The following is a 25,933-nucleotide window of genomic DNA, read 5'->3' as shown; positions in this document are numbered from 1 at the left end:
TCGCGTCTCTCGTGTCCACATCGTTAATCTGAATCACGAACCAGAGACCAAGGAAACTAAATTCTCAAACGGACTCTTAAATATATTCTTATCCCCTCCGAGTACGTACAGTATAAGAAATGGTTCATTGAAAGAGGCTTCCACGTCGCCTTCGAATCTGCGGTTACAGTCGTTCTTGAAGTACCGCGTACTCTCCCACGGGCTTTTTTTGTTCCAGTAGAACCTGTGCCCAATGATGGCGGTTTGACATTGCCTGGTGATTTCGAACGCGTGTTGCAACCAACAACAATCACCGCTTATCACAATACGTCTGTTGTGCTTGAGGGGCATGCGGATCGGGATGGCGTCGTCATTCTCACTGATAACTGGCATCCTTGGTGGAGAGCTCAAGTTAACGGGGTTGACGCACAACGGGTCCTTCGTGTCGAAGGAACTTTTCGCGGAATTCATGTCCCGAAGGGCGATTACAAAATCCTGCTAAATTATCGTCCGGAGAGGCAAAAATTTGTGGAAATTTTGTGTGCAACGGGGTTTGGCTTTATACTCTTCCTCCTGATGTTCCGTAAAACGGTCAATCGGGTGCTCGTGAACAAAAAAAGGCTCTATCGGATTGGATAAGCTGCGGATCACTAAAATTGTAAAGCTTTTAATTAAGTGTGTTATAGGGATATTTTTGCTTTTCGCTCTCTATCGGCTCGGGTCGATAGATAAGACACTTATTCTTGCGGTTTTTCGTAAGCCAGACATATTGATTTCGGCTTTGCTGTGCCTGTTTCTGGGGATAGTGCTGAGTGGTATTCGTTGGTGGGTTCTTCTCGATATGTCAGGTCATCGCTTGAACTTGGCGAATGTCCTGCGGTTGCAACTTATGGGCAGTTTCTTCTCTACCTATCTACCCGGTGCAGCTGGTGGTGACCTGATCCGTGGGGCTTACATATTAAAGGTCGTGCGCAAAGACGAAGGAAGAACGAGTGCGGTTTTATCCATTGTTGTCGACCGCATTTTTGCCCTTTTAGGTTTGATTCTCGTTGGAGCTGCAGCATCTGCTTATATTTTTCTCAGTGATATCCATGCCGATGGACTTGGCGTATATACAAATGCGATATTGATTTTAATCGTCATTGCTCCGCTTGGTATATTGGGCGCGGTCGCTGCCGTGGTTTTTTCCGAAACTCAGGATATTCTATCTTCTGCCCGCCTGGGCGAGAATGTACTTTTCGATTATTAGCGAACTCTCTGCTGCATATACCAATCGTTGGATGTCAGTGCTCGCCTGTTTGCTCATTTCCATTGTGGCGAGTGCTATTGTCATCATTGGGATCATTTTTATTGCAGCGGCATTCCCCTTTGCACCTGATTATCTGGTGACTGCGATCGCAGGCGTCTTCGGTAATGTTCTCTCTGCTATACCGATTACGCCCGGAGGGGTCGGGGTTGGAGAAACAGCATTTGCGTCGGTTTGTCGAAAACTGACAGAAATGACGGCTCCTTTTGCAAGTATCTATCTCACCTTCGTGACGATATCCCATGCACCTGCATTGAGAAAAGTTTTATGGGAAAATTGCCTGCGGCGGTGCCAACTGTTCTGCTAGCTGAACTGCCGTGGCACAGGGATAGCTAAGAGCGTAACTGAACAGGAGAAATTTCACGACTCGTGAATTGAGCCCCAAAATGTCAACGTCTATAACGCATAGAGGCATTGGCGTGGGTTGCAAATCTCTCCTAAGGCGAAATCCATTGTCGCTACAGCCAATACTCTTACCGTCATGGAAATACAGATTGGAGCTAGGCGTACATGAAAGGGATAATACTCGCGGGTGGTAGCGGTACGCGTCTTTATCCGCTGACAATCGCCGTCTCCAAACAGCTTCTGCCGATCTATGATAAGCCGATGATCTATTACCCGCTGAGCGTGTTGATGTTGGCGGGGATCAGGGATGTTCTGATCATTTCGACGCCGCATGATTTGCCACTTTTCCAGAAACTTCTGGGGGACGGTAGCGACTTCGGCATGAATTTTTCCTTTTCAGAACAGGCCGATCCCAATGGTCTCGCGGAAGCCTTCATCATAGGTCGCGATTTTATCGATGGCGATAATGTTGCAATGATCCTGGGAGACAACATCTATTTCGGTGATGGCTTATCGCATTTGTGCGAAAGCGCTGCGCAGATCACGAAAGGCGGCTCTGTCTTCGCTTATCGAGTGGACGATCCGCAGCGTTATGGTGTCGTCGAATTCGATCGGATGACGGGCAAAGCAATCTCGATTGAAGAGAAGCCGACGAAGCCGAAGTCTTCATGGGCCGTAACCGGGCTCTATTTTTACGATAATGAAGTCGTGGATATCGCAAAGTCTCTCAAACCGTCTTCGCGCGGTGAGTTGGAGATCACGGCGGTGAATAATATTTATCTGGAGCGAGGTGAACTCGCCGTTCGGCAATTAGGCCGAGGCTATGCCTGGCTCGATACCGGCACGCATGACAGTCTTCAGGACGCATCGTCCTTCGTGCGAACAATCGAGAAGCGGCAGGGCATAAAGATTGCCTGTCCTGAGGAAATCGGTTTTGAAAAAGGCTGGATTGATGGAGACGCCGTTCTCGAGCGGGCGAAAAAACTTGGCCAGACCGAGTATGCTGCATATCTGCGCCGCCGCGTTGAGGAAATAGGAAGCGAGCGATGATCGTTCGCCACTTGGAGCTTGACGGTCTTCTTGAAATCATCCCGCGTAAATTCGGCGATGATCGCGGCTTCTTTTCGGAAACCTATAATGCCAGATCATTTGCTGATTCTGGTATCGACCTGACCTTCGTGCAGGATAATCACTCGTTCTCGGCGGCGAAGGGCGTTGTTCGCGGTCTGCATTACCAATTGCCGACGCGGGCGCAGGACAAGCTTGTCCGCGTGATTCGCGGCGCTATTCTCGACGTCGCGGTCGATATCCGCAAAAGTTCGCCAACATTTCGCAAGTGGGTTTCGCTGGAAGTCTCGGCTGAAAAGTGGAACCAGATTCTGGTGCCCCAAGGATTTGCGCACGGTTTCATGACGCTCGTGGAGAACACCGAGGTCATCTACAAGGTTACGGATTATTATTCGCCGGAGCATGATCGTTCGATCCGTTTTGATGATCCGTCCATTGGTATTGAATGGCCGATCCCGACGTCCGATGTCCAGCTTTCGGACAAGGACCAAAAAGCGCCGCTCTTGGCTGCCGCAGAAACCTTCCCATAAGAGGCCGCAAAAATGAATATTCTCGTCACTGGCGGCGCAGGTTTCATTGGTTCGGCTGTGTGCCGTCATTTGGCTGCCGATCCGAAGGTCAATATTCTCAATCTCGACAAGCTGACCTATGCGGGCAATCTCGCATCGCTGCGTCAGATCGAGAATCACCCGAACTACAGTTTCCAGCAGGCCGATATCTGCGACGACAATCTCATTCTGGACACGCTGCGGTCGAACGATGTCGATATCGTCATGCATCTGGCCGCCGAAAGCCATGTCGACCGTTCCATCGATGGTCCGGCGGCTTTCATCGAAACCAATATTATCGGTACATTCCGTCTGCTTAATGCGGCGCTCAGCTATTGGCGCGAACTGCCGGAACCGCGCAAGTCGAACTTCCGCTTCCACCATATCTCGACCGATGAAGTGTTTGGCGATCTGCCGTTCGACAGCGGGATATTCACGGAAGAAACGCCCTATAAGCCGTCGTCGCCTTATTCGGCTTCGAAGGCTGCGTCGGATCATCTGGTGCGCGCATGGCACGAGACCTATGGATTGCCGGTCGTTCTCTCGAACTGCTCGAACAATTATGGTCCGTTCCATTTCCCGGAAAAGCTCATTCCGCTGGTGATTCTCAATGCGCTCGATGAAAAGCCGCTGCCGGTATATGGGGCAGGGGCGAATGTGCGCGACTGGCTTTATGTCGAGGACCATGCCCGCGCGCTGGCCTTGGTCGCGACGACGGGCAAAATTGGCGAAAGCTACAATATCGGCGGACGTTCAGAGCGCACCAATCTCAATGTCGTGGAAACGATATGCGCCATTCTCGACAAGAAGCGCCCACGTGCCAATGGCAAGAAATATGGCGACCTGATCACCTTCGTGACGGATCGTCCCGGGCATGACCGCCGTTACGCCATCGACGCCTCGAAGATCGAGCGGGACCTCGGATGGACGCCGCAGGAAACTTTCGAAACCGGCCTTGAGAAGACCATTCAGTGGTATCTCGACAATGGCTGGTGGTGGGAGCCGATCCGCAGCGGCACTTATGCCGGTGAGCGTCTGGGCGGTGGTGCGGCCAAAGCAGGTGCCGTATGAAGATGGTCGTCACCGGGCGGGAAGGGCAGGTCGTTCAGAGCCTTCTGGAAAAGGCTGCTCAGCGCCCGGATCTCGAAGTGATTGCGTTGGGAAGACCGGAACTCGATCTGGCCGACCCCGCAACCATCCGCAAAGCGATAGCCGATGCCAAGCCGGATGTCGTCGTTTCGGCTGCAGCCTATACGGCTGTCGATCAGGCTGAGGACGAGCCAGAACTTGCCTTGGCGGTGAATGCGGCTGGCGCTGCTGTTGTTGCCGAGGCGGCGAAAGCGTGCGGCGCTCCGGTTATTCATTTGTCGACGGATTATGTTTTCGCGGGTAATAGCGACAGGCCCTATGTCGAGACCGATCCGACTGGTCCTCGGAGTGTCTATGGCAGTTCCAAGCTTGAAGGCGAAAGACTGGTTGCTGCGGCCAATCCGCAGCATATCATTTTGCGCACGGCATGGGTCTACAGCCCGTTCGGCAAGAACTTCGTCAAGACGATGCTGCGCCTTGCAGAAACCCGCGATGGACTGTCGGTCGTGTCAGACCAGTGGGGCAACCCGACGTCCGCGCTTGATATTGCCGAAGCGATTATCCGCGTGGCGGATCATCTGGCGGCAAAGCCGGATTTCGCCGATTACGGCGTCTACCATCTTGCAGGCACGGGCGATATCAACTGGAGCGGTTTTGCGCGCGGGATTTTCGCTGAAAGCGCGAAACATGGCGGCCCGACTGCCGAAGTGACGGATATTGCGACCGCAGACTATCCGACAAAGGCGGCTCGCCCTGCCAATTCGCGGCTTTCTACGGAGAAGTTCACGACGACATTTGGCTGGTCCATGCCGCATTGGCAGGCTTCGCTGGCCGAGGTCGTGAAGCGTCTGTCGTAATCAATCAAGTCTGAATTTGAGAAACGCGGTGCGGTTGATGACCGTCACCGCGTTTTTTGCTTTGCGCAAATATGTTCCTTGTCTTATGCCTTAAGCACTGACTGAACTGTTAGTGCACAATCACCCAAAACGATAAAGCTTTACGGGTGTTTGTACAGTTTTGGTTCAGTGGAAGCATGCGGTGTGGAGCGCCGCGCACAACATCGGTGAGGAGCATTATACCGTGAGCAGCAATGAAACTTTCGCTTCGGGAACTTTTGTCGGGCGCGCATGGAGCCCGACAGCCAAAGGACCGGTTCTGGTGACTTTGCGCGCAGGGCGCGTCATCGACATTACCACCAAAACTGCACCGACAATGCGTGACCTGCTCGAACTGGACGATGCGCTGGCTCATGTGCGTGCAACCGCCGGACAAGATATCGGTTCGCTGGAAACACTGTTTGCGGGCAAGCCCGGTGATGAAAATACTCTCCACCTTCTGGCGCCGAACGATCTGCAATCGATCAAGGCTTGCGGCGTCACCTTCGCTCGCTCCATGGTCGAGCGCGTGATCGAGGAACGTGCGGCTGGCAATCCCGACCTGGCGCTGAAAATCCGTGAGCGCGTCGGCGCAATCATCGGCGACAGCCTGCGCAACCTCAAGGCGGGCTCAGAAGAAGCGGCCCGCGTCAAGGCGGCGCTGATCGAAGAGGGCGTCTGGTCGCAATATCTTGAAGTGGGTATCGGTCCCGATGCTGAAGTCTTCACCAAGAGCCAGCCCATGTCGGCGGTCGGTCATGGTGCGGAAGTGGGCCTGCATCCGATTTCGACCTGGAACAATCCCGAGCCGGAAGTGGTACTTGCGGTCAACAGTCAGGGGCAGGTTAGGGGCGCGACGCTTGGCAATGACGTGAACCTGCGAGACGTTGAAGGCCGCTCGGCATTGCTGCTCGGCAAGGCCAAGGACAACAATGCCTCTTGCGCAGTTGGTCCGTTCATCCGCCTGTTTGACGAAACCTATTCGATGGAAGATGTGCGCTCGGCGGAACTGGCGCTGAAGGTCGAAGGACCGGATGGCTATGTTCTCAACGGTCGCAGCACCATGAAGGAAATCAGCCGCGATCCTCTGGATCTGGTTGCCCAGACCATCGGCAAGCACCATCAGTATCCCGATGGTTTCGTGCTGTTCATGGGAACGTTGTTCGCGCCGGTCGAAGACCGCGACACGCCGGGGCAGGGCTTTACGCACAAGATCGGCGATGTGGTGACCATCTCCAATCCGCAGCTTGGTGCGCTGACCAACACCGTGCGCCTGTCGACGGAATGCAGCCCGTGGCGGTTCGGCTCGTCGCATCTGATGCGTAATCTCGCATCGCGTGGCCTGATCTGATTTTATCTATTTGCGCGGCGGGTCAGCCGCCGCGCACGTTACCTGAATGCTCAATAAGGACTGTCGACTTTGCCCATCTCGACATAGACGGTCTTGATCTGGCTGTAATGGGCAAGGGCTGCAACGCCGTTTTCGCGCCCGATACCGGACTGCTTGTAACCGCCGAACGGCACTTCCACGGGCGTCAGGTTATAGGCGTTGATCCAGCAGGTGCCTGCCTTGATCTGGCCGATGACGCGGTGACCGCGCGCGATATCGGCGGTGAAAACACCTGCCGCCAGACCGAATTCGGTATCGTTAGCCCGTGCGATGACTTCATCTTCATCCGAAAATTCCAGAACGCTCATGACCGGTCCGAAGATTTCTTCGCGCGCGATGGTCATGGTGTCGGTCACGTCGGTAAAGACGGTCGGTTCGATGAAGTAACCCTTATCGAAGCCCTGTAGCTTGGGAATGCCGCCGCCGCAGGCAAGCGTTGCGCCTTCGGCTTTGCCTTTTTCAATATAGGAGAGAACCTTGTCGCGCTGGGCGCTGTTGACGAGCGGCCCCATCTGGGTGGCTTCATCCAGCGGGTCGCCGATGCGAATCTTGCGCGTGCGCTCGACCAGCCGTTCGACAAAACGCTCGCGAACCTTCTTATGCACGAAGACGCGGGTGCCGTTGGAACAGACCTGTCCGGTCGAGTAGAAATTGCCGAGCATCGCACCGCCGATGGCGCTTTCGAGATCGGCATCGTCGAACACGATCAGGGGCGACTTTCCGCCCAGTTCCATCGTGACGTGTTTCAGATGTTCGCCTGCCTGCGCCATGATGCGTTTGCCGGTCGGAACCGAGCCGGTCAGCGAGACCTTGGCCGTCTGGCGATGATTGACGAGCGCCGCGCCCACATCGCCGTAGCCCTGAACGACATTGAAGAGGCCATCGGGCAGCCCAGCTTCCTGATAGGCTTCCGCCAAAGCAAGGGCCGAAAGGGGCGTGTTTTCCGATGGTTTGAAGATGAAGGCGTTGCCCATGGCGAGTGCGGGAGCGGATTTCCACGCGGCGATCTGGATCGGATAGTTCCACGCGCCGATACCGACGCAAATGCCCAGCGCTTCGCGCCGCGTATAAGCGAAGGAACCGCCGAGTTCCACGAATTCACCGTTGAAGCCGGAAATGATGCCGCCGAAAAATTCCAGCGCATCGGCAGCCGAAGCCGCGTCCGCAACCAGCGTTTCTTGAAGCGCTTTGCCGGTATCGAGCGTTTCGAGCTTGGAGAGCTTCTTGTTCTTCTCGCGCAGAATTTCCGCCGTCCGTCGCAAGATGCGACCGCGTTCGACGGGCTTCAACGCCGCCCATGCTTCCTGCGCCTTCATCGCCGCCGCATAGGCGCTTTCGATCACGCTTGGCGTGGCGGAATAAAGCTTGGCGATCTGTTCGCCGGTCGCCGGATAAGTCACGGGAAGCGGCTTGCCGTTTTTGTCTTCCACGTATGACCCGCCGATGAAGTGCGAGGCCTTGGGTTGTGCTTTCATGGTGTGTTCCTTCGAAAAGAAGGGAATAGGGCAGTAGGGGAATAAGGGAGTATGTTTTGGCTGCGAACAACATACTCCCTTATTCCCCTATTCCCTTACTCCCCTAACTAGCGGTCTGAAACCTGCCAGCGCGGATTGATCCACGGCTCCTGATTGGAGCGTGCCAGCTGTGTGCGGCCAAGGATATGATCGGAGGCTTTTTCGCCGACCATGATCGATGGCCCGTTCAGATTGCCATTGGTGATGCGCGGAAAGATGGATGAATCCGCCACGCGCAAACCTTCAACGCCGATCACGCGGCATTCAGGATCGACCACCGCAAACGGATCGTCAACCGCGCCCATCTTGACCGTGCCGCACGGGTGGAATGCACTTTCGACATGCTCGCGGATGAAATTGTCGATTTCATCATCGGTCTGCACTTTTGCGCCGGGCTGGATTTCCGCGCCGCGATAGGGGTCGAAGGCCGCTTGCCCGAAAATCTCGCGGGTCAGTTGCACGCAGTGGCGGAAATCGGCCCAGTCATCTTCGTGCGACATATAATTGAATTGAATGACAGGCTTTTCACGCGGGTTGGCGGAACGCAACGTTACGCTGCCGCGCGACTTGGAGCGCATGGGCCCGACATGGGCCTGGAAACCGTGCGATTGCGCTGCGGCCTTGCCGTCATAGCGGATCGCCACCGGCAGGAAGTGATACTGAATATCGGGATATTCCACGCCCGCTTTGGAGCGCACGAAGGCGGCGGATTCAAAATGGTTGGTCGCGCCGTCGCCGGTTTTGAAGAACAGCCATTCGGCTCCGATCTTCGCTTTAGAGAACAGGTTCAGCTTGGAATAAAGCGTGATGGGTTGGGTGCATTCCTGCTGGATATAGACTTCCAGATGGTCTTGCAGGTTCTGCCCGACGCCGGGGCGGTCCGCTACTACCTCGATGCCGTGTTCTTTCAGATGTGCCGCCGGACCGATGCCGGACAACATCAAAAGCTTCGGCGAGTTGATGGAGGAAGCGGCGATGATCACCTCGCGGCGCGCGCGGATGGTCGAGAAACTGCGTCCCGCCTCGATCTCCACGCCAACGGCGCGCTTGCCTTCCAGCACGATCTTGCGCGCAAGCCCCTTGACCAGCTTGACATTCGGACGCTTCAGCGCCGGTTTCAGATAGGCATTGGCCGCAGACCAGCGACGACCATTATAGATCGTCTGCTCCATGGGGCCGAAGCCTTCCTGCTTCTGGCCGTTATAATCTTCCGTCACTTCAAACCCGGCCTGATGGCCCGCTTCGACAAAGGCGTGAAACAACGGATTGTCGCGCTTACCGCGTTGGACATGCAACGGCCCGTCGGTTCCGCGCCAGCCTTCTTGCCCACCATGCGCGTTTTCCATGCGCTTGAAATAGGGGAGCACATCGGCATAGGCCCAGCCCTGCGCGCCGCTTTCCGACCAGAAGTCGTAATCGCGGGCATGGCCGCGCACATAAACCATACCGTTGATCGAGGACGAACCGCCCAGCACCTTGCCGCGCGGCGTGACAAGGCTGCGCCCGCCAATATGCGGTTCCGGCTCGGTGGAAAAACCCCAGTCATAGGTTTCCATATTCATGGGAAAGGAGAGGGCGGCGGGCATCTGGATCAGGGGCCCGACATCCGGCACGCCATATTCAATGACGATCACCGAATAGCGCCCGTCTTCCGACAGGCGATAGGCCATGGCTGAACCGGCGGAGCCGGAGCCGATGATGACGAAATCCGCTTCCATGCTCATGTTCCCACCGACAGCTGAACTGCAATATAATCTTCCACCAATGCAATGGCGGATTGGGCGTCGGGCGCGTCGGCACCGAGCGCATGACGAATATAAAGCCCGTCGATCATCGCGCCCGCACCTTCAGCGATGCGTTGCGCCCGCTCGCGGCCCGTGAGCTGCTCCAGCGCGAAGACCAGATTGGAATGCAGGCGGCGCGCATAAATGCGCAAAAGCCGCCGCGTGTCTTCCGACTGCTGGGCATGTACGTAGAATGTCAGCCAGGCGGCGATGGTTTCCTGCGTAAACTGCGCGGCGGAAAAATTGACGGCGATGATGGCTGCAATGCGTTCGCGCGGCGTTTCCGTCAGCTTCACGGCCTCATTGAGATCGCGGCCCAGTTCGCGCAGCAAATGGCGCATCGTGGCGAGGATGAGCTTGTCCTTACCGCCGAAATAATGATGCGCGAGCGCAGGCGAGACGCCCGCTTCATGGGCGATCTGCGCAACGGTCACATCCAGCGAACCGCGTTGTCCGATGGTGCGTATGGCAGCGTCGATCAGTTCACGCCGCCGCAGGGGTTCCATCCCGATCTTCGGCATCGTCTCAATCCTTGTCCGATTTTCAGACCTGTCGAGCTATTTTATCTTTGATTGACTCATCAATCAATAAAAACTGTGCCTTGGTTTGGATGGCGCGGACCGAGCGGGGAGAAGGCTTGCCGGGGCGTTATGCGCCGCCTACATTCATGGAATGAGCAGAGCTTTTACAAAAGAACAGGATGATGCGCCGACCGATCTCGGCGAGCGTCCGATCAGTCCGCATCGCAATCTTGTCACGCCGACCGGCCTGAAGATGATGGACGACGAGATTGCGCGTCTTCAGCGTGAGCTTGCAGAAGCCAATGTCGCCGGTGAGCGCTCGGCCATCGCGCGCATATCGCGTGACCTGCGCTATTGGACGGTGCGGCGCGAAACGGCGGAATTGTCCGTGCCGGATACCGACAGCGATGTGGTGCGGTTCGGCATGACCGTGGAGCTGGAAAATCTGGACGATGGCAACAGCCGGACATGGACCATCGTGGGCGAAGATGAGGCCGATCCGTCCAACGGAAAGATCTCGCATGTCGCGCCGGTCGCCATCATGCTGTTCGGTAAGCCTGCTGGCGATGTGCTGAAGATCAACGGCAAGGATTGGGAAATCGTGTCGATCAAGGCTTAAATTTAGTCTTCCACCACCACGCTGTGATCGCGGAAGAAAGCGGCAGCACCGTTTTCGTCGATTTCACCGGATGCTATACCCATTGTAAAACTGTAGAGCAGACCGTCATCGGCGGTGAGCATATAACCGTTGATCGCCAGAAAGGTGACCGCGGTAACAATTGCCGTGCGCTTGTTGCCATCCACGAAAGCATGGTTGCGACCCAGTCCGAAGACATAGGCCGCAGCGATGTCGGCATGATCGGGATCGCCGTAGACAACTTTGTTCTGCGCCCGCCCCAGCTCGGATTCGAGCGCGTTTTCATCGCGCAGCCCCTGCGCGCCTCCATGCCGCTGCAACTGCTCGACATGGATGGCTTCAACAACGCGACGTGACAGAAAATGCCAGCTCATTCGGCGAGCTTCTGCAAGGCGACCTTATATTTGTCCATGACTCTGCGAGCCGCTTCCATCTGCTGCTCGAAACTGTCGTCTACGGGTTCCAGCGAAAGACCGCTCTGCGTCTCGACGAGTTGCAGCTTGTCGCCGGTTTTCAAATTTAGCCGTTCGAGCACTTCCTTGGGCAGGATCACGCCTTCGGAATTGCCGATCTTGCGCAAAGTGACGTTCATGACTTTTCTCCTATGTTATAACCGATGATATAACATAGTTGCGCCCTTGTCGAGAAGGAGCTCAGAGCCAGCCCTTGCGGCGGAAATAATAGAGCGGCAACAGGGCCGAGGCGACCATCAATCCGAGCGCCATCGGATAGCCCCAGGGCGATGTTAGTTCCGGCATGAAGGAAAAGTTCATGCCGTAGATGGACGCGACCAGCGTTGGCGGCATGAAGCCCACGGCGGCGACGGAGAATATCTTGATGATGGCATTCTGCTCGACCGAAATTAGTCCGACGATGGTGTCGAGCAGGAAGGTGACCTTGTTGGACAGAAAATCCACATAGGCAGTCAGCGATTGCATGTCGCGTTCCAGGGACTTGATCCAGGAGCGGGTTTCCTTTTTTCCCGTCGCCGGATTGCTGGTTGCTGAAAGATAGACCAGCATGCGGCTTATGCCTGCAAGACTTTCACGCATGCGCGACAGAAAGGTTCCCTGACCGCCGATCTGGGTCAATATGTGCCGGAAATCCTGCGTCGTCATTGGTCGCGCCTTCGGCTGGCGGCGATAGATGGAGTGCGAAGCGGCGTCAATCTTGCCCGCCACACCTTCCAGAATATCCGCCAGGCGATTGGTGGTGGCTTCGGTGATGCCGAGCATGATCGAAAGCCCGGTGCATTTGGCGGAAATCAGCCCGTTACCCGGCTTGGTGGAGCGCAGAATATAGGTGGTGAAGGATTTGGGGTCGGCATAGCGCACGGTAATCAGGCGCGAGCCGTGCAATATGAAGGTCACCGGCGCGAGTTCGCGATGATCGAGATCGACGGCATGGAGGATGGGCACGGTGAGATATTGTGCGCCGTTTTCCATGTAAAAGCGGCTCGATTCCTCGATCTCGGTCATGTCTTCACGGGTGGGGATGGAAATGCCGGTCCACGCCTCGACAATATGATCTTCATTGACGCCGGGTGTGGAAAGATCGATCCAGATCACGCTGTCCGGTAATGGGGTGCCCGGTTCGACTTCCGTTATCTCAAGGTGATCTCCGGAAAGGCTGTAGAGCGTGATCATGCTGGCACCTGCTGGCTGCGAATGAAAATACAATCTGCGCGAAAATTGTTAGAGCATTTTGAAGCCAAATGAAAATATTCGGGCGCACGCAAGTGCGGGATTAGCCCTGACTGTGACAAGATAATCGCGCCTGTTGACAGGTTTAGCACGCTCCGCTAATTCATCAAGTCATCCGATGAATTTGGCAAGCTCTATGAAGACGGTTTCACGCAAAAGCCTGACGGAAGCGGCGACGCAATCCATTCGTTCCGAAATCACCTCGGGGCGCTGGGCTGTGGGCGAGCAACTGCCGAACGAAGCCCAGCTTTCGGCGCGGCTTGGTGTCAGTCGTGGCACGGTGCGCGAGGCCGTCCGGGCGCTTGTGGCTCAGGGCATGCTGGAGACACGGCAGGGCTCGGGCACCTATGTTCGTTCTAAGGCCGACACGGCGCGCAGTCTGAACCGCATACGCCATACAAGCTTGCGCGACCGGCTTGAAATGCGTGCGGCGCTGGAAGTGGAGGCTGCGCGCCTTGCCGCGCAACGCATAACGCCGCAGACGATTGCGCATCTGGAATCCATGCTGGCTTCACGCGGTCTGCGCGAGGAGACCGACCGGGCGACCTTCGTTGAGCGCGATTTTGCATTCCATGAAGCCATCGCCGCAGCTTCCGGCAATGAGGCGCTGATCGAAGTTTATGGCTTCTTTTCCGCATCGATCCGCGAATCGATAGAAGCCACGCTGGATGGCGAACTGCCGGAACCGGATTATGAGGCGCATCGCCAGATCGTTGAAGCGATCGCCACCGGCGACCCGGACAAGGCCAGCGCGACAGTTCGTCGTTTTATGGCGCCCCTGATTGAAGAACTGGAAAGGTTGCTCGCATCATGAGCCGCATCAATGCCGTGCCCCCCGCAGCACGGGAGGAGTACACCATGCTATCGCAGCCGGAACAGCTTGTTGATGCTGAAGCGGACAGCGTTCCGCCGCCCTCTGCGCCGCAAATGCCGAGCAAGGCTTCACGCATCCTGCTGGGGCTGAGCCTGGTGCTGATTGCCGCCAATTTGCGGCCGGTTTTCTCCAGTGTTTCGGTGCTTTTGCCGGAAATCATCGATGGAACCGGCATGTCGTCGCTGGCCGCGGGCGTGCTGACGACTTTGCCGGTTGTCTGCCTTGGCGCGTTCGCGCCTTTCGCGCCGCGTCTCGCCCAGCGTTTCGGCGCCGAGCGTGTGCTGCTGGCCGTGCTGGTTGTGCTGACCATCGGCACGGCGCTGCGTGGTGTCGGGTCTTTCTGGTCGCTCTATATGGGCGCAACACTCGCCGGGGCGGCGATTGCCATGGGCAATGTGCTGCTGCCAGGGGTGGTGAAGCGCGATTTTCCGAAGACCGCCGCGATCATGACCGGTCTTTACACCATGGCGCTTTGCGGTGGTGCAGCTTCGGCGGCGGGCTTCACGATCCCGATCAAGAACATGCTTGGCGGCTCGTGGAATCTCGCTCTGGCGTTCTGGGCCATTCCGGCGGCGCTGGTTCTGGTGTTGTGGCTGCCGCAGGCGCTGCGCAGCAAGCACAATGTCGCGCATTCGGGCTTCCGCGTCGTGGGCCTTTGGAAAGATCCGCTTGCCTGGCAGGTGACGCTTTTCATGGGGCTGCAATCGTCGACGGCCTATATCGTGTTCGGCTGGCTGGCGCCGATCCTGCGCGAGCGGGGTATGAGCCCGGCTGCGGCGGGCGGTCTGGTGTCGTTTTCGATCATGGCGCAGGTCGTGACATGCCTGCTGATCCCGTCCATTGCGGTGCGTCAGAAAAGCCAGAGCTTTATCAATGTCTTTCTCTGCGCCTGTGCATCGCTTGCGCTGATCGGCTTTCTCTATCTGCCGCAATGGAGCTTCTGGATACTGGCCATCATTCAGGGCATCGGGCAGGGCGGATTGATTGCCGCTGCAATGATGGTGATCGTGCTGCGCTCGCCGGATTCGCACACGGCTGCGCATCTGTCCGGCATGGCGCAATGCGTCGGCTACATTCTCGCGGCCATCGGGCCGCTGGTCGTCGGCATGATTCACAGCGCGACGGGAAGCTTTGCCGCAAGCGGCCTTTTCTTTGTGATTCTGTGGATCGGGGCCAGTATCAATGGCTGGCTGTCAGGACGCGCCCGCCATGTGGGGGCGAGAACGATAAACAAAGAGGCATAAACAAAAACCCCGGCATTGCCGGGGTTTTTTCATTACAGAGTGTTCGTTCTCAGACGAACTGGCCGAGACCCGGGATCGAGCCGATCACCGCATCGACCGGTGCATCGCCCGCCTTTTCCTTGGCGAAGCGGATGGTTTCCTTGGCAACGCCGGAAATTTCACCCATGCCGAGACCAGCGCCCATGAGCTGCGAGCCGAGGCCCATCACGCCACCCATCAGGTTGGACAGAAAGCCGCCGCCCTTGACCTGCGCAACGGCTTCTTCCGCACCCGGAATAGCGGCCAGAAGCTGCTGAACCTGATCCGCCGGGCCTTCCTTCTGAAGGAATGCGAGGATCATGCCGACAGACTTTTCTGCCGTCGCGGCATCGATGCCGACATTCGAGGTGATGCGTGCGATCAGTTCTTCCATGGAAACTCTCCCAAAAATCTTACGTTTACGTAATATGCATTCTCGCTATCGCTTTGCAAGCTTGTCCGGATCAAAAATATAGGGAAATTTTTCAGCTGTTGTGACAGCAAAACCGGTTCTCTCTGTGGAGCATGGGCTTTATCGTTGTCGCATGACGATGCGGCAGTTATATCTGAAAAAACTGCGCTGTGGATGTGCCGGTCGAAATGAGGAGCAAATCGCCTGATGACTGCTGACGATGCAATTTTCCTTGGCGCAAGCCGCAAGCCCGACGATTCCTACCAGCAGCCGGAATATCTGGCGCTGAAATATGGCAACAGGCACGGTCTGGTCACCGGCGCGACGGGTACGGGTAAGACCGTGACCTTGCAGGTGTTGGCGGAAAGCTTTTCCGCCGCCGGGGTGCCGGTCTTCTGTGCCGATATCAAGGGCGATCTGTCGGGCATTGCCGCTATCGGCGTTGCAAATGACGGCCTGAACAAGCGGGCCGAGGAAATCAAGCTCAAGCCTTACGAGCTGCGCGCATCGCCGGTCATTTTCTGGGATATTTTCGGCGAGCAGGGACACCCGGTTCGCGCCACCATTTCCGAAATGGGGCCGCTGCTGCTGTCGCGCCTGATGAATCTCACGGAAGCGCAGGAAGGCGTGTTGAATATCGCTTTCCGCCTCTCGGACGAAGAAGGCCTTCTGCTGCTTGACCTCAAGGATCTTCAGGCGATCCTCAAGGAAATGGCGGATCGTTCCGCCGAGCTTTCCGGCAAATATGGCAACGTCAACAAGGCGTCGGTCGGCGCGGTGCAGCGTTCGCTGCTGGTGCTTGAACAGCAGGGCGGGGCCAAATTCTTCGGCGAACCGGCTTTGACCATTGCCGACCTGATGCGCACGACGACGGACGGGCGCGGCGTGGTCAGCGTGCTTGCCGCCGACAAGCTGATGATGAGCCCGCGCCTTTATTCGACGTTTCTACTCTGGCTGATGTCGGAACTGTTTGAAGCGCTGCCGGAAGTGGGCGACCCGGACAAGCCAAGGCTGGTCTTTTTCTTCGACGAAGCGCATCTTCTGTTCGATGAAGCGCCGAAAGCGCTGGTCGACCGTGTCGAACAGGTCGTGCGTCTGATCCGTTCCAAGGGCGTCGGCGTCTATTTCGTGACGCAGAACCCGCTCGACGTGCCGGAAACGGTTCTGGCGCAGCTCGGCAACCGCGTGCAGCATGCGTTGCGCGCCTATACGCCGCGCGAGACCAATGCGGTGAAAACCGCCGCCGACACGTTCCGTCCCAATCCGGATTTCAAGACGTTCGATGCGATCACCAATCTGGCGACCGGTGAAGCGCTGGTCTCCACCTTGCAGGCCAAGGGCGTGCCGTCCATGGTGCAGCGCACCCTCATTCGCCCGCCTTCGTCGCGCATCGGCCCGCTGACGCCGGAAGAACGCGCCAGGATCATCGCCGCAAGCCCGGTCTCGGGTCAGTACGATACGGTTGTTGATCGCGATTCAGCATTCGAGATGCTGGCGCGCAAGGCGCAGAACGCGACGGTCGAGCAACAGAAAGCCAAGCAGGAGGAAGAAGGCGGCGGCGGAATACTTGGCGACCTCCTCGGCACGGCATTGGGCACGGGTAAGCGCTCAGGTCGTCAGACCGTTGCGGAAACAGCCATGAAGTCCGTTGTGCGTACGGTCGGCAATTCGCTGGGTCGCGCATTGGTGCGCGGCATTCTCGGCAGCTTTAAGAAGTAAGGCAGTAAGGCAGTAAGGCAGTAAGGCAGTAAGTGAATAGGGCAGTAAGTTTTCAGTCAAGCAAAACATATTGCCTTACTGCCTTACTGCCCTACTCCCCTAAACTCACATTACCAGGATCTGAGACTTCGGCGGCACACGATCATAAAGATCGATGATATCCTGGTTGAGGAAGCGCACGCAGCCCGACGAAACCGCCTTGCCGATGGACCACCATTCCGGATTGCCGTGCAGGCGATAGAGCGTGTCCTTGCCATCCTGGAAGATGTAGAGCGCACGCGCACCAAGCGGGTTCTTGAGGCCCGGAGCCATGCCGCCATTGGCAGCGCTGTACTGGACCAGTTCCGGCTGACGGGCGACCATTTCATCCGGCGGCGTCCAGCGCGGCCACTGGCGCTTGTACTGGATCACAGCGCGACCGGACCAGGCAAAGCCTTCTCGACCGATGCCGACGCCATAGCGCAGCGCCTGACCATTATCGAGCACGAGATAGCAGAAGCGGTTGGAGGTATCGATGACCAGCGTGCCGGGCATTTCGCCGGTCGGGTCCTGTACGACCTGACGCAGATAACGCTTGTCCATCTTCTGGATCGGGATCGCCGGAAGCTGGAAGCCGCCATCGTTGACGGAAGCATACATCTGCTCCCAGCCGCCAAAGGACGAATCCACATTGGCCTGCGGGGTCCTGTTGATCGGGTTGCCGGACGCATCGACATCGATGATAGGAACATTCTGTCCCAACTGGGCGCAGCCGGCGAGACCGGCAGCCGCAGTGGCAGTCATTGCCGTCAGGAAAGAGCGGCGGGTGAGGGTCGTTTGCATAAGAAAACCAGACTAGTGACGGGAGGGTTATGAATACAACAATCAGGGTTAACGAAGTGCGACCAAACCAGATATGGTAGAGGCGCCGTGGGTGGAAGGCACGGACTCGGGTAAGTGTTTCCCGAAGCCTGAAGATTTGACTGACCGGAAAACGCCCTAGAATTGTGGCGCCGAGCCGGTGTGAATAGGGCCTAAAAGTGGCGAAAAGCCCCCCGTTGCACGCGTGTTGCGCTCACGACACAATTTTGCGGGCAATCAGCCTATTTGGAAGAAGCCCAGTAATTCAAATTTTAGTGAAATATTCATTTCGCCGCCTCGGCGTGTCAGCCAAGAAGCTGGAGACTCGGCAAAATCAGGGCAGGCGCGAACGCTTTATACTCGTCCGGTTGGCCCGAACGATTGATCCACACGCCGCGCATGCCGAACTTGACCGCGCCCGCCACATCCCAGCGATTGGACGACTGGAAGGAGATCGCGGACGGATAAAGCCGCCATTGCATGGTGATCAGCTCATAGGCCGAAGGCGAGGTCTTGTATTTGCGCACGGCATCGACCGAAATGACATCATCGAGAAGAACGTCGAGCGCGGCTGATTTCACGGCAGCTTCCAGCATGGCAGGCGAGCCGTTCGACAGGATGGCCAGTCGTGCGCCGCGATCCTTGAGATTTTTCAGCGCCGCAGGCACTTCCGGATAGCAGTCGAGTTTCCAATAGGCGTCGAGCAGGTCGTTGCGCAGCGTTGGATCGACGGAAGGATAGCGCGCAAAAGCGAAATCCAGCGACTCTTCCGTCAGCTTCCAGAAGTCGCTGTAAGCGCCCATCAGGCTCAGCACCCATGAATATTCAAGCTGCTTGGCGCGCCACAGTTCCGAAAAGGCGCGCCCGTCGGGCCCGGCCTTGTCCGCATGCCGCCGCACCGCCGAATGGACATCGAACAATGTGCCATAGGCGTCGAAGACATAGGAACTAATTGTACCGGACACGGTTACCCCTTTATCGATGCGGCGATGCGGAAATCCTGAATGGGGTTCATCCTACTGTGATTTCAATAATATTTCATTGCCGCTCACGCGGTTGGGGCCTATGTAGAGTCCGCACGCAATTTTTCGGGTAGGCAACCGCATTGCCCGCCGCGCGTTGAGAGATAAAGAGGAGAGTTTCCAATGGCTTTCGAACTGCCCGCCCTTCCATATGACTATGAAGCACTTGCGCCTTTCATGTCGCGCGAGACGCTTGAACTCCACCACGACAAGCACCATCAGGCTTATGTCACCAACGGCAACAAGCTGCTTGAAGGTTCCGGCCTCGAAGGCAAGAGCCTGGAAGACATCGTCAAGGAAAGCTACGGCAAGAATCAGGGCCTCTTCAACAATGCCGGCCAGCATTACAACCACATCCATTTCTGGAAGTGGATGAAGAAGGGCGGCGGCGGCAACAAGCTGCCAGGCAAGCTTGAAAAGGCAATCGAATCCGATCTCGGCGGCTTCGCCAAGTTCCGCGAAGATTTCATCGCTGCTGGCGTCGGCCAATTCGGTTCGGGCTGGGCATGGCTCTCGGTCAAGGACGGCAAGCTGGAAATCTCCAAGACGCCGAATGGCGAAAACCCGCTGGTTCATGGCGCAAAGCCAATCCTCGGCGTCGACGTGTGGGAACACTCCTACTATGTCGATTATCGCAACCTGCGTCCGAAATATCTCGAAGCTTTCGTCGACAGCCTGATCAACTGGGATTACGTGCTGGAAATGTACGAACAGGCATAATGCCAAGGCATTGATGTTATGAGAAAAGCCCCGCTTCTGCGGGGCTTTTTTTGTATGCATTCGGAATGGCGAGGCTTTTTTCTTCTTATTGAGCTGTCAGTAAAATGCTCAAATTAAACAGTACTAATTCGATCATGTTTTTCACGTTATCGTGATTAATTTGTATAAACCTCTGTAATGTGCGCGTTTTACTTTTCTTGATGGTGATATGTTGGGAACGATCGTTGCAATGGCAGGGATTGTATCGGATATTTCGCCAATAGATCGGTTTTGTTCAATGAAATGCGGAGGACTACATGCGCTTGTTTTTTCCTGCACTTGGTTCTGCGGCAGTGCTCGTCGCCAGTATCGGGTTGGCACAGGCCGATGCGATTGCTGATCGTCAGGCGATCATGAAGGATCTGGGCCGTTCGGTTGGCCAGATCGCGCCGGTGGTCAAAGGCGAAAAGCCGTTCGATGCAGCGGCGGTTCTGGCGGCGCTTGAGAAAATCGACGCCGACGCCAAAAAGCTCGATGTCGATACGCTGTTCCCGGCGGGGTCAGATCAGGGCGACACCGAAGCTTCGCCGAAAATCTGGGAAAACAAGGACGATTTCGTCAAGCATGTCGAAAAATTCCGCACCGATGCAGCCGCTGCTCTGGCTGCCAAACCGCAGGATGTCGATGCGCTGAAAACGGCATTTCAGCAGGTCGCTGCCAATTGCGGTTCCTGCCATCAGGCCTATCGCGTCAAGAAAAACTGATCAGCTTTGCAAGACCGGCAGTTTCGTTTGATAGCGAAACTGCCGCAATGGAATGGGTAGGATGGTCCGCAAACTGGCATATGCCGCGGGCGCTGTGCTTGTCATTGGCGCTGCCGCCTTCTGGATTCTGACCACGCCGCAAAAAGTGGATAGCACCGTTCTGGCTTCCATGAAGCCCGGCGATACGGTGCGGGGTGAACAGGTTTTCTGGGCGGGCGGTTGCGCGTCTTGCCATGCGGCGCCGGGCGCTGCAGGCGATGCGCGCAAGGTGCTTGCTGGCGGGTATGAGCTGGTCTCGGATTTCGGCACTTTCGTCGTGCCGAATATTTCGCCGTCCGAACCGGGCATCGGCACCTGGACCATTCAGGATTTCGCCAATGCCATGCTCAAAGGCGTCGGAAAGCAGGGCGAGCATCTCTACCCGTCCTTTCCCTACACATCCTACACCCGAATGGAGCCGCAGGATGTGGCCGACCTCTACGCGTTTATGAAGACATTGCCGCCATCGGATAATGTCGCAGCACCCCACAAGCTTGGATTTCCCTTCAATATTCGCCGCAGCCTCGGCATCTGGAAGCATCTTTACCTGTCGGATGCGCCCGCTGTGGATATTGCCGATGCATCCGACCTCGTGACGCGCGGACAATATCTGACCGAAGCGCTCGGTCATTGCGGCGAGTGCCACACCCCGCGCAATCTGATTGGCGGGCTGCAAACCAGCCAATGGCTGGCGGGCGCGCTATCGGCGGAAACCGGCAGCGACGGTAAGAAGAGCGTGGTTCCGAATATCACCACCGGCGAGGGCGGCATTGGCGACTGGAGCGAAAACGATATCGCCTATGCGCTGCAAAGCGGCTTCACGCCCGACTTCGATTCGCTTGGGGGATCGATGACGGACGTGGTGTCCAATATGGCGCATCTGACCGAGGCCGACCGCGCTGCAATCGCGGCCTATCTGAAAGCCATTCCCCCACACGCGAATGGCTATAAGACGCAATAACAGGTTCAGGCGGTTTTGATTTCTTCCAATTCGAGTTCTTCGATCATGGTTTGCCGCATGACGAATTTCTGGATTTTCCCGGTAACGGTCATGGGGAATTGATCGACAAAGCGGATATGCGCCGGGATTTTATAATGGGCGATCCGCTGCTGGCAGAAGCTGACCAGTTCCGCTTCGTTCAGGCGTCCGTCCTGACTGAGCTTGACCCAGGCGCAGATAACCTCGCCAAACCGGCGGTCGGGAATACCGAAAATCTGCACATCGCTGATCGCCGGATGGGTGAACAGGAATTCTTCGATCTCGCGGGGATAGATGTTCTCGCCGCCGCGAATGATCAGGTCCTTGATGCGCCCGACAATGTTGCAATAGCCCTCCGCATCAATGGTGGCGAGGTCGCCGGTATGCATCCAGCCCGCATCATCGACAGCGCCCGCCGAGCTTTGCGGATCGTTCCAGTAACCGCGCATGACGCTATAGCCTCGCGTCAGCAACTCGCCCTTTTCGCCGCGTGGTACAATCCGGCCATCCGCATCGACAATCTTGACTTCCAGATGCGGATGGATGCGGCCAACGGTTGAAACGCGCCTTTCCAGCGGGTCGTTGGTCGAGCTTTGAAAACTGACGGGGCTCGTTTCGGTCATGCCGTAAGCGATGGTGATTTCGCTCTGGTGCATTTCGCTGATCACCCGGCGCATGATTTCGACCGGGCAGGGCGATCCGGCCATGATGCCGGTGCGCAAGCTCTGAAGATCAAAGGTTGTGAACTCGGGATGATCCAGCATGGCGATGAACATGGTCGGCACACCATGCAGGCCGGTGCATTGTTCATCCTGCACCGTCTGCAATGTCAGAAGCGGATCGAAACTGTCATTCGGGATCACCATGCAGGCGGCATGGGTCATGCAGGCCAGATTGCCGAGCACCATGCCGAAGCAGTGGTAGAATGGTACGGGAATGCACAGCCGGTCCTGTTCGGTGAGGCGCATGGCCTCGCCGACGAAAAAGCCGTTATTGAGAATATTGTGGTGGGAGAGGGTCGCACCCTTGGGACTGCCCGTGGTGCCGCTCGTAAACTGGATATTGATCGGATCGTCGAATTGCAGCTCCTCCGACAGCCGGCGCAGTTCGTCGCGCGCGGCCTCATCGCCTGCGACGGCAACCGCATCGAAATTCATCATGCCAGCGGTCTGTTCTTCGCCAAGCCGGATCACACAGCGCAGGGCAGGCAGCCGTTCCGCCACGAGATGGCCAGGCCGCGCGCTATCGATTTCCGGCACGATAGAGCGCAATATATCCAGATAATTGCTGGTCTTGAGCGATGGCGCGAGGATCAGCGCCGAACATTCGACCTTCGCAAGCACATATTCCAATTCATGCGCCCGATAGGCCGGATTGATATTGACGAGGATCAGGCCCGCTTTCGCCGTGGCAAACTGGGTCAATATCCATTCCAGATTGTTCGGCGACCAGATGCCGACCCGTTCGCCGGGTCGAAGGCCGATGGCGAGGAGCCCTTCTGCAAGGGCGTCAACGCGGGTGTTCAATTCTGCATATGTCAGGCGGATATTCTGATGACGGACGACCACTGCTGGCCGGTCGGGATATTGCCGGGCGATGCGGTCGAGATGATTGCCAATCGTATCGCCGATCAGAAGTCGGTCACTCGCGCCATGAACATAGCTCGCCTGCTGCATAGTCGATCCTCCCAAATCGATTTCAGCCCCCGATAGTGTTCTTTCGTTCCCGCTACACGGCCCCGTGCTTATCCTCCGACAATGATATTGCCATTTTATGGTGCTGCCAAAAATTGTAGTTTTTTGGGCGGAGTTTATCGCTTGATGCAGCGGGCAACTGTTGCCGGACCGGCATTGGTATATTTGCTCTGCATGGTATAGAGCCAGCCTTTGCACTCGGACAGGTTGGTGAAGCAGCGCATGCGATCAACTGGAACGATGCCGTCCATGCTGACCATGGGCGAATCGTCCACACCGCTGAACTGACCGAGAATAATGCCGCTGCCCTTTGGCGGCGCGCTGCAACGCCGCCCCGCATATTCGCTCACATCTTTCCGCACTTGCGCATTTGCGCCCGTGGTGGCGGGCACAAGGGCTGGAAGCGCCAATGCCAAGCTCGCCAGAAAAGTCACGCATCCGGTTTTCATGATGCAATCTCCATGACGATATTCAATCTGCGATAGTATAGGGCGTTGATTGTCAAACGTGTAGCTGCTTTTCATTTGCTCCAGCGAGATAAACCCGCTGGAGCGTGATCGTGTATCAACCTTCGAAGCCTGTAACCTTGCCCACGACTTTCAGCGCGAAAGCCTGCGTATAGGCGACTTCTTCCAGCCGCGAGAAACGGCCCGAAGCGCCCGCATGGCCGGCATCCATATTGATGCGGAACAGCACCGGATGGTCATCGGTTTTCAACTCGCGCAGCTTGGCAACCCATTTCGCCGGTTCCCAATAGGTGACGCGCGGGTCGGTCAGGCCTGCAACAGCCAGAATGGCCGGATAGGCTTGCGCCGTCACATTGTCATAAGGCGAATAGGCGGCGATGGTGCGATAATCCGCTTCCGAGGCAATCGGGTTACCCCATTCCGGCCATTCCGGCGGGGTGAGCGGCAGCGTATCGTCGAGCATGGTGTTCAGCACGTCGACAAACGGCACTTCCGCGATAATCCCGCCAAAGGCTTCCGGCGCGAGATTGGCGACCGCGCCCATCAACATGCCGCCAGCGGAGCCGCCATGGGCGACGATGCGGTCATGACTGGTGAAACCTTCGCTGACCAAATGCTTGGCGGCGGCGATGAAGTCGGTAAAAGTGTTCGTCTTCTTGTCGCGCTTGCCGTTTTCATACCAGGCAAAGCCCTTGTCCTTGCCGCCGCGAATATGCGCAATGGCGTAGACGAAGCCGCGATCCACCAGCGACAGGCGCGATGTGCTGAAGCTTGCCGGAATGGTGATGCCATAGGAGCCATAGCCGTAGAGCAGGCACGGAGCCGAACCGTCCAGCCTGGTATCCTTGTGATAAAGGATCGAGACCGGCACCAGCTCGCCATCGGCTGCGGGCGCAAGGATGCGGCGCGTCACATAATCGTCGATATCATGGCCGGACGGCACTTCCTGCGTCTTCAGAAGCGTCCGCTCGCGGGTGCGCATATTGTAATCGAAGAGCTGTTCCGGCGTCGTCATCGACGAATAGGAGAAGCGGATGACCTCGGTGTCGTATTCGGCGCTGCCATGCAGGCCGAGCGAATAGGCTTCCTCGTCAAAGGCAATGGCGTGTTCTTCGCCGCTCTTGCGATCCCGGATGACGATGCGCGGCAGGCCGTTGTCGCGTTCGATCCAGACGAGGTGATGCTTGTAGGCAGAGTGGGACAGGATCAGGCGGCCCGGCTTTTCCGCCACCACATCCACCCAGTTTTCCGGCTGCGGCGCGCTGGCTGGCGCTTTGCAGATCTTGAAATCCTTCGCGCCATCGGCATTGGTCAGAATGAAGAATTCATCGCCGCCCGGCGCAATGTCGTATTCCGTGCCGGTTTTGCGCGCCATGATCAGTTGCGGCTTGGCCGCCGGATCATTGGCGGGCAGCAGCCAGCATTCCGATGTTTCGTGGTCGTGAATATCGATGAAGATATAGTCGTCCAGCGCGGAGCCGCCGACGCCGAGGAAGAAGCCGGCGTCCTGTTCTTCAAAGATCAGCCGGTCTTCGGACTGGTCGGTGCCGATGCGGTGATAGAAGACTTTCGACGGGCGATGGTTTTCATCAAGCCGTGTATAGAAAAAGCCTTTGCTTTCCGCATCCCACGTGCCGCCACCATTGGTATCGGTGACGATGTCCGAAAGTTCCGCCATGGTCGTGAGATCGCGAACCTTCAGCTTGTAGAATTCCGATCCCTTGTCGTCATAGCCCCAGATCAACAGATTGTGATTGGGGGCATGGTCTGCCGAAGCAAGACGGAAATAGGCCTTGCCTTCGCCTTCCTTGTCGCCATCGAGCAGGATGGTTTCCGCGCCGCCATCACGCGGCGTGCGGATGAAATAGGGCTGCTCGCCGCCAGTGCGGTATGAAACGCCGTAAGCATAGGGGCCATCCTTCGACGGAACCGACGAATCATCTTCCTTGATGCGGCCGCGCATCTCCGCGAAAAGCTCTTTCTGCAGGGCTTCCGTGTTCTGCATCAGGCTTGCCTGATAGGCGTTCTCGGCATCGAGATGTGTGCGTATTTCCGGGGAAAGAACCGACGGGTCCTTGAAGACGTCCTGCCAGTTTTCCGCACGAAGCCAGGCGTAATCGTCGGTACGGGTGATGCCGTGGCGGGTATCGCTATGCGGATGTTTCGGGGCGTGCGGAGGCTGTGGCGGGCGAGCGTTATGAGGCATTCTGAAATCCGATGAACATTGTTTCAAATTGTTGCGGATCGCTTTAACGACCCTTTGGAAAGACGGATATTGAGGCATATATAGTTTCAGGCACGGTCGAAAGCGAGTTGATTTCAATGAAATATATTTAAGCTATGCCTTTTTCGCGCCCGATTTTAGAGGCAGTGCTGCAATCAGCAAAATGTGTTTGTTTCGCG

At 56.8% G+C, this 25,933-nt stretch carries 27 protein-coding genes; 15 read left to right on the top strand and 12 right to left on the bottom strand.

Going from position 1 to position 25,933, the window contains the following annotated elements:
* Positions 1-225: 225 nt before the first annotated feature.
* The 8 genes from FIC94_RS11180 (at position 226) to FIC94_RS11145 (ending at position 6,561) form a co-directional block, all read left to right on the top strand.
* Positions 226-618 carry a hypothetical protein gene (locus tag FIC94_RS11180; protein WP_180917960.1) on the top strand — a complete coding sequence of 131 codons (393 nt, stop codon included), beginning with the start codon at positions 226-228 and terminating at the stop codon, positions 616-618.
* Positions 611-1,228, top strand: a complete 618-nt coding sequence (locus FIC94_RS22805; protein WP_180917959.1) for a lysylphosphatidylglycerol synthase transmembrane domain-containing protein — start codon at positions 611-613, stop codon at positions 1,226-1,228. The genes FIC94_RS11180 and FIC94_RS22805 overlap by 8 nt, the downstream gene beginning before the upstream one ends.
* Complete coding sequence (locus FIC94_RS22800) at positions 1,209-1,592, top strand: hypothetical protein (protein WP_328592135.1); 384 nt, start codon at positions 1,209-1,211, stop codon at positions 1,590-1,592. Before FIC94_RS22805 ends, FIC94_RS22800 begins: the two co-directional genes overlap by 20 nt.
* A 203-nt stretch (positions 1,593-1,795) precedes the next feature.
* Positions 1,796-2,680 carry a glucose-1-phosphate thymidylyltransferase RfbA gene (gene rfbA / locus FIC94_RS11165; protein ID WP_140024910.1) on the top strand — a complete coding sequence of 295 codons (885 nt, stop codon included), beginning with the start codon at positions 1,796-1,798 and terminating at the stop codon, positions 2,678-2,680.
* Positions 2,677-3,228, top strand: a complete 552-nt coding sequence (gene rfbC / locus FIC94_RS11160) for a dTDP-4-dehydrorhamnose 3,5-epimerase (RefSeq protein ID WP_140024909.1) — start codon at positions 2,677-2,679, stop codon at positions 3,226-3,228. Before rfbA ends, rfbC begins: the two co-directional genes overlap by 4 nt.
* A gap of 12 nt (positions 3,229-3,240) precedes the next feature.
* Positions 3,241-4,317 (top strand): dTDP-glucose 4,6-dehydratase, encoded by a 1,077-nt coding sequence (gene rfbB, locus FIC94_RS11155; protein ID WP_140024908.1) that lies wholly within the window; start codon positions 3,241-3,243, stop codon positions 4,315-4,317.
* On the top strand, positions 4,314-5,192 hold the full coding sequence (rfbD, locus tag FIC94_RS11150) for a dTDP-4-dehydrorhamnose reductase (RefSeq protein WP_140024907.1): 879 nt from the start codon (positions 4,314-4,316) through the stop codon (positions 5,190-5,192). The genes rfbB and rfbD overlap by 4 nt, the downstream gene beginning before the upstream one ends.
* Positions 5,193-5,415: 223 nt before the next feature.
* The gene (locus FIC94_RS11145) at positions 5,416-6,561 is read left to right on the top strand and encodes a fumarylacetoacetate hydrolase family protein (RefSeq protein WP_140024906.1); all 1,146 of its coding nucleotides are present in this window, start codon (positions 5,416-5,418) and stop codon (positions 6,559-6,561) included.
* Positions 6,562-6,611: 50 nt separating this feature from the next.
* On the opposite strand, the gene betB is transcribed toward FIC94_RS11145, so the two are convergent.
* The 3 genes from betB to betI all read right to left on the bottom strand — a co-directional run bounded on the left by betB (position 6,612) and on the right by betI (position 10,419).
* On the bottom strand, positions 6,612-8,075 hold the full coding sequence (gene betB, locus FIC94_RS11140; RefSeq protein ID WP_140024905.1) for a betaine-aldehyde dehydrogenase: 1,464 nt from the start codon (positions 8,073-8,075) through the stop codon (positions 6,612-6,614).
* Positions 8,076-8,182: 107 nt separating this feature from the next.
* Entirely contained in the window at positions 8,183-9,832 is a 1,650-nt protein-coding gene (betA, locus tag FIC94_RS11135; protein ID WP_140024925.1) for a choline dehydrogenase, read from the bottom strand.
* A 2-nt stretch (positions 9,833-9,834) separates the two neighbouring features.
* A complete protein-coding gene (gene betI, locus FIC94_RS11130) occupies positions 9,835-10,419 on the bottom strand; it encodes a transcriptional regulator BetI (RefSeq protein WP_121535444.1) in 585 nt (194 codons plus the stop codon).
* 151 nt (positions 10,420-10,570) lie between these two features.
* On the opposite strand from betI, the gene FIC94_RS11125 reads away from it, so the two are divergent.
* Positions 10,571-11,038: a GreA/GreB family elongation factor gene (locus FIC94_RS11125; protein ID WP_109368571.1), complete on the top strand. Its 468-nt coding sequence runs from the start codon at positions 10,571-10,573 to the stop codon at positions 11,036-11,038.
* Between the two features lie 2 nt (positions 11,039-11,040).
* On the opposite strand, the gene FIC94_RS11120 is transcribed toward FIC94_RS11125, so the two are convergent.
* The 3 genes from FIC94_RS11120 to FIC94_RS11110 all read right to left on the bottom strand — a co-directional run bounded on the left by FIC94_RS11120 (position 11,041) and on the right by FIC94_RS11110 (position 12,702).
* Complete coding sequence (locus tag FIC94_RS11120) at positions 11,041-11,430, bottom strand: type II toxin-antitoxin system death-on-curing family toxin (protein ID WP_140024904.1); 390 nt, start codon at positions 11,428-11,430, stop codon at positions 11,041-11,043.
* Positions 11,427-11,648 carry an AbrB/MazE/SpoVT family DNA-binding domain-containing protein gene (locus FIC94_RS11115; RefSeq protein WP_109368573.1) on the bottom strand — a complete coding sequence of 74 codons (222 nt, stop codon included), beginning with the start codon at positions 11,646-11,648 and terminating at the stop codon, positions 11,427-11,429. Before FIC94_RS11115 ends, FIC94_RS11120 begins: the two co-directional genes overlap by 4 nt.
* A gap of 61 nt (positions 11,649-11,709) precedes the next feature.
* Positions 11,710-12,702, bottom strand: a complete 993-nt coding sequence (locus FIC94_RS11110) for a magnesium transporter CorA family protein (RefSeq protein WP_140024903.1) — start codon at positions 12,700-12,702, stop codon at positions 11,710-11,712.
* A gap of 193 nt (positions 12,703-12,895) precedes the next feature.
* Here FIC94_RS11110 and FIC94_RS11105 point away from each other — a divergent pair, with 193 nt between their 5' ends.
* Complete coding sequence (locus FIC94_RS11105; RefSeq protein ID WP_140024902.1) at positions 12,896-13,573, top strand: FadR/GntR family transcriptional regulator; 678 nt, start codon at positions 12,896-12,898, stop codon at positions 13,571-13,573.
* A 44-nt stretch (positions 13,574-13,617) separates the two neighbouring features.
* Positions 13,618-14,877, top strand: a complete 1,260-nt coding sequence (locus FIC94_RS11100; protein WP_371830904.1) for a CynX/NimT family MFS transporter — start codon at positions 13,618-13,620, stop codon at positions 14,875-14,877.
* Positions 14,878-14,926: 49 nt separating this feature from the next.
* On the opposite strand, the gene FIC94_RS11095 is transcribed toward FIC94_RS11100, so the two are convergent.
* Positions 14,927-15,289 carry a hypothetical protein gene (locus tag FIC94_RS11095; protein ID WP_109368576.1) on the bottom strand — a complete coding sequence of 121 codons (363 nt, stop codon included), beginning with the start codon at positions 15,287-15,289 and terminating at the stop codon, positions 14,927-14,929.
* A gap of 225 nt (positions 15,290-15,514) precedes the next feature.
* Between FIC94_RS11095 and FIC94_RS11090 the strand changes: the two genes are divergently transcribed.
* The gene (locus tag FIC94_RS11090; RefSeq protein ID WP_140024900.1) at positions 15,515-17,026 is read left to right on the top strand and encodes a helicase HerA-like C-terminal domain-containing protein; all 1,512 of its coding nucleotides are present in this window, start codon (positions 15,515-15,517) and stop codon (positions 17,024-17,026) included.
* Positions 17,027-17,131: 105 nt separating this feature from the next.
* Here FIC94_RS11090 and FIC94_RS11085 read toward each other — a convergent pair whose 3' ends face one another.
* Positions 17,132-17,848, bottom strand: a complete 717-nt coding sequence (locus FIC94_RS11085) for a L,D-transpeptidase (RefSeq protein WP_109368578.1) — start codon at positions 17,846-17,848, stop codon at positions 17,132-17,134.
* Positions 17,849-18,171: 323 nt separating this feature from the next.
* A complete protein-coding gene (locus FIC94_RS11080; protein ID WP_235891994.1) occupies positions 18,172-18,831 on the bottom strand; it encodes a haloacid dehalogenase type II in 660 nt (219 codons plus the stop codon).
* Between the two features lie 180 nt (positions 18,832-19,011).
* Here FIC94_RS11080 and FIC94_RS11075 point away from each other — a divergent pair, with 180 nt between their 5' ends.
* The 3 genes from FIC94_RS11075 to FIC94_RS11065 all read left to right on the top strand — a co-directional run bounded on the left by FIC94_RS11075 (position 19,012) and on the right by FIC94_RS11065 (position 21,351).
* The gene (locus FIC94_RS11075; protein WP_121535459.1) at positions 19,012-19,608 is read left to right on the top strand and encodes a superoxide dismutase; all 597 of its coding nucleotides are present in this window, start codon (positions 19,012-19,014) and stop codon (positions 19,606-19,608) included.
* A gap of 296 nt (positions 19,609-19,904) precedes the next feature.
* Entirely contained in the window at positions 19,905-20,351 is a 447-nt protein-coding gene (locus FIC94_RS11070; protein ID WP_109368580.1) for a c-type cytochrome, read from the top strand.
* Positions 20,352-20,412: 61 nt separating this feature from the next.
* Entirely contained in the window at positions 20,413-21,351 is a 939-nt protein-coding gene (locus FIC94_RS11065; RefSeq protein WP_140024899.1) for a c-type cytochrome, read from the top strand.
* Between the two features lie 5 nt (positions 21,352-21,356).
* On the opposite strand, the gene FIC94_RS11060 is transcribed toward FIC94_RS11065, so the two are convergent.
* From FIC94_RS11060 to FIC94_RS11050, 3 genes are all read right to left on the bottom strand, one after another.
* Positions 21,357-23,045 (bottom strand): AMP-binding protein, encoded by a 1,689-nt coding sequence (locus tag FIC94_RS11060; protein WP_140024898.1) that lies wholly within the window; start codon positions 23,043-23,045, stop codon positions 21,357-21,359.
* 134 nt (positions 23,046-23,179) lie between these two features.
* Positions 23,180-23,512 carry a metallophosphoesterase gene (locus tag FIC94_RS11055; RefSeq protein WP_109368583.1) on the bottom strand — a complete coding sequence of 111 codons (333 nt, stop codon included), beginning with the start codon at positions 23,510-23,512 and terminating at the stop codon, positions 23,180-23,182.
* A 115-nt stretch (positions 23,513-23,627) separates the two neighbouring features.
* The gene (locus FIC94_RS11050) at positions 23,628-25,736 is read right to left on the bottom strand and encodes a S9 family peptidase (RefSeq protein ID WP_140024897.1); all 2,109 of its coding nucleotides are present in this window, start codon (positions 25,734-25,736) and stop codon (positions 23,628-23,630) included.
* Positions 25,737-25,933: the final 197 nt, after the last annotated feature.

The sequence above is a fragment of the Ochrobactrum teleogrylli genome (assembly GCF_006376685.1).
GTDB classification, from domain to species: domain Bacteria; phylum Pseudomonadota; class Alphaproteobacteria; order Rhizobiales; family Rhizobiaceae; genus Brucella; species Brucella teleogrylli.
Note: the sequence above shows the minus strand (reverse complement) of the source record. Positions and strands in the feature narration are given on the sequence as shown.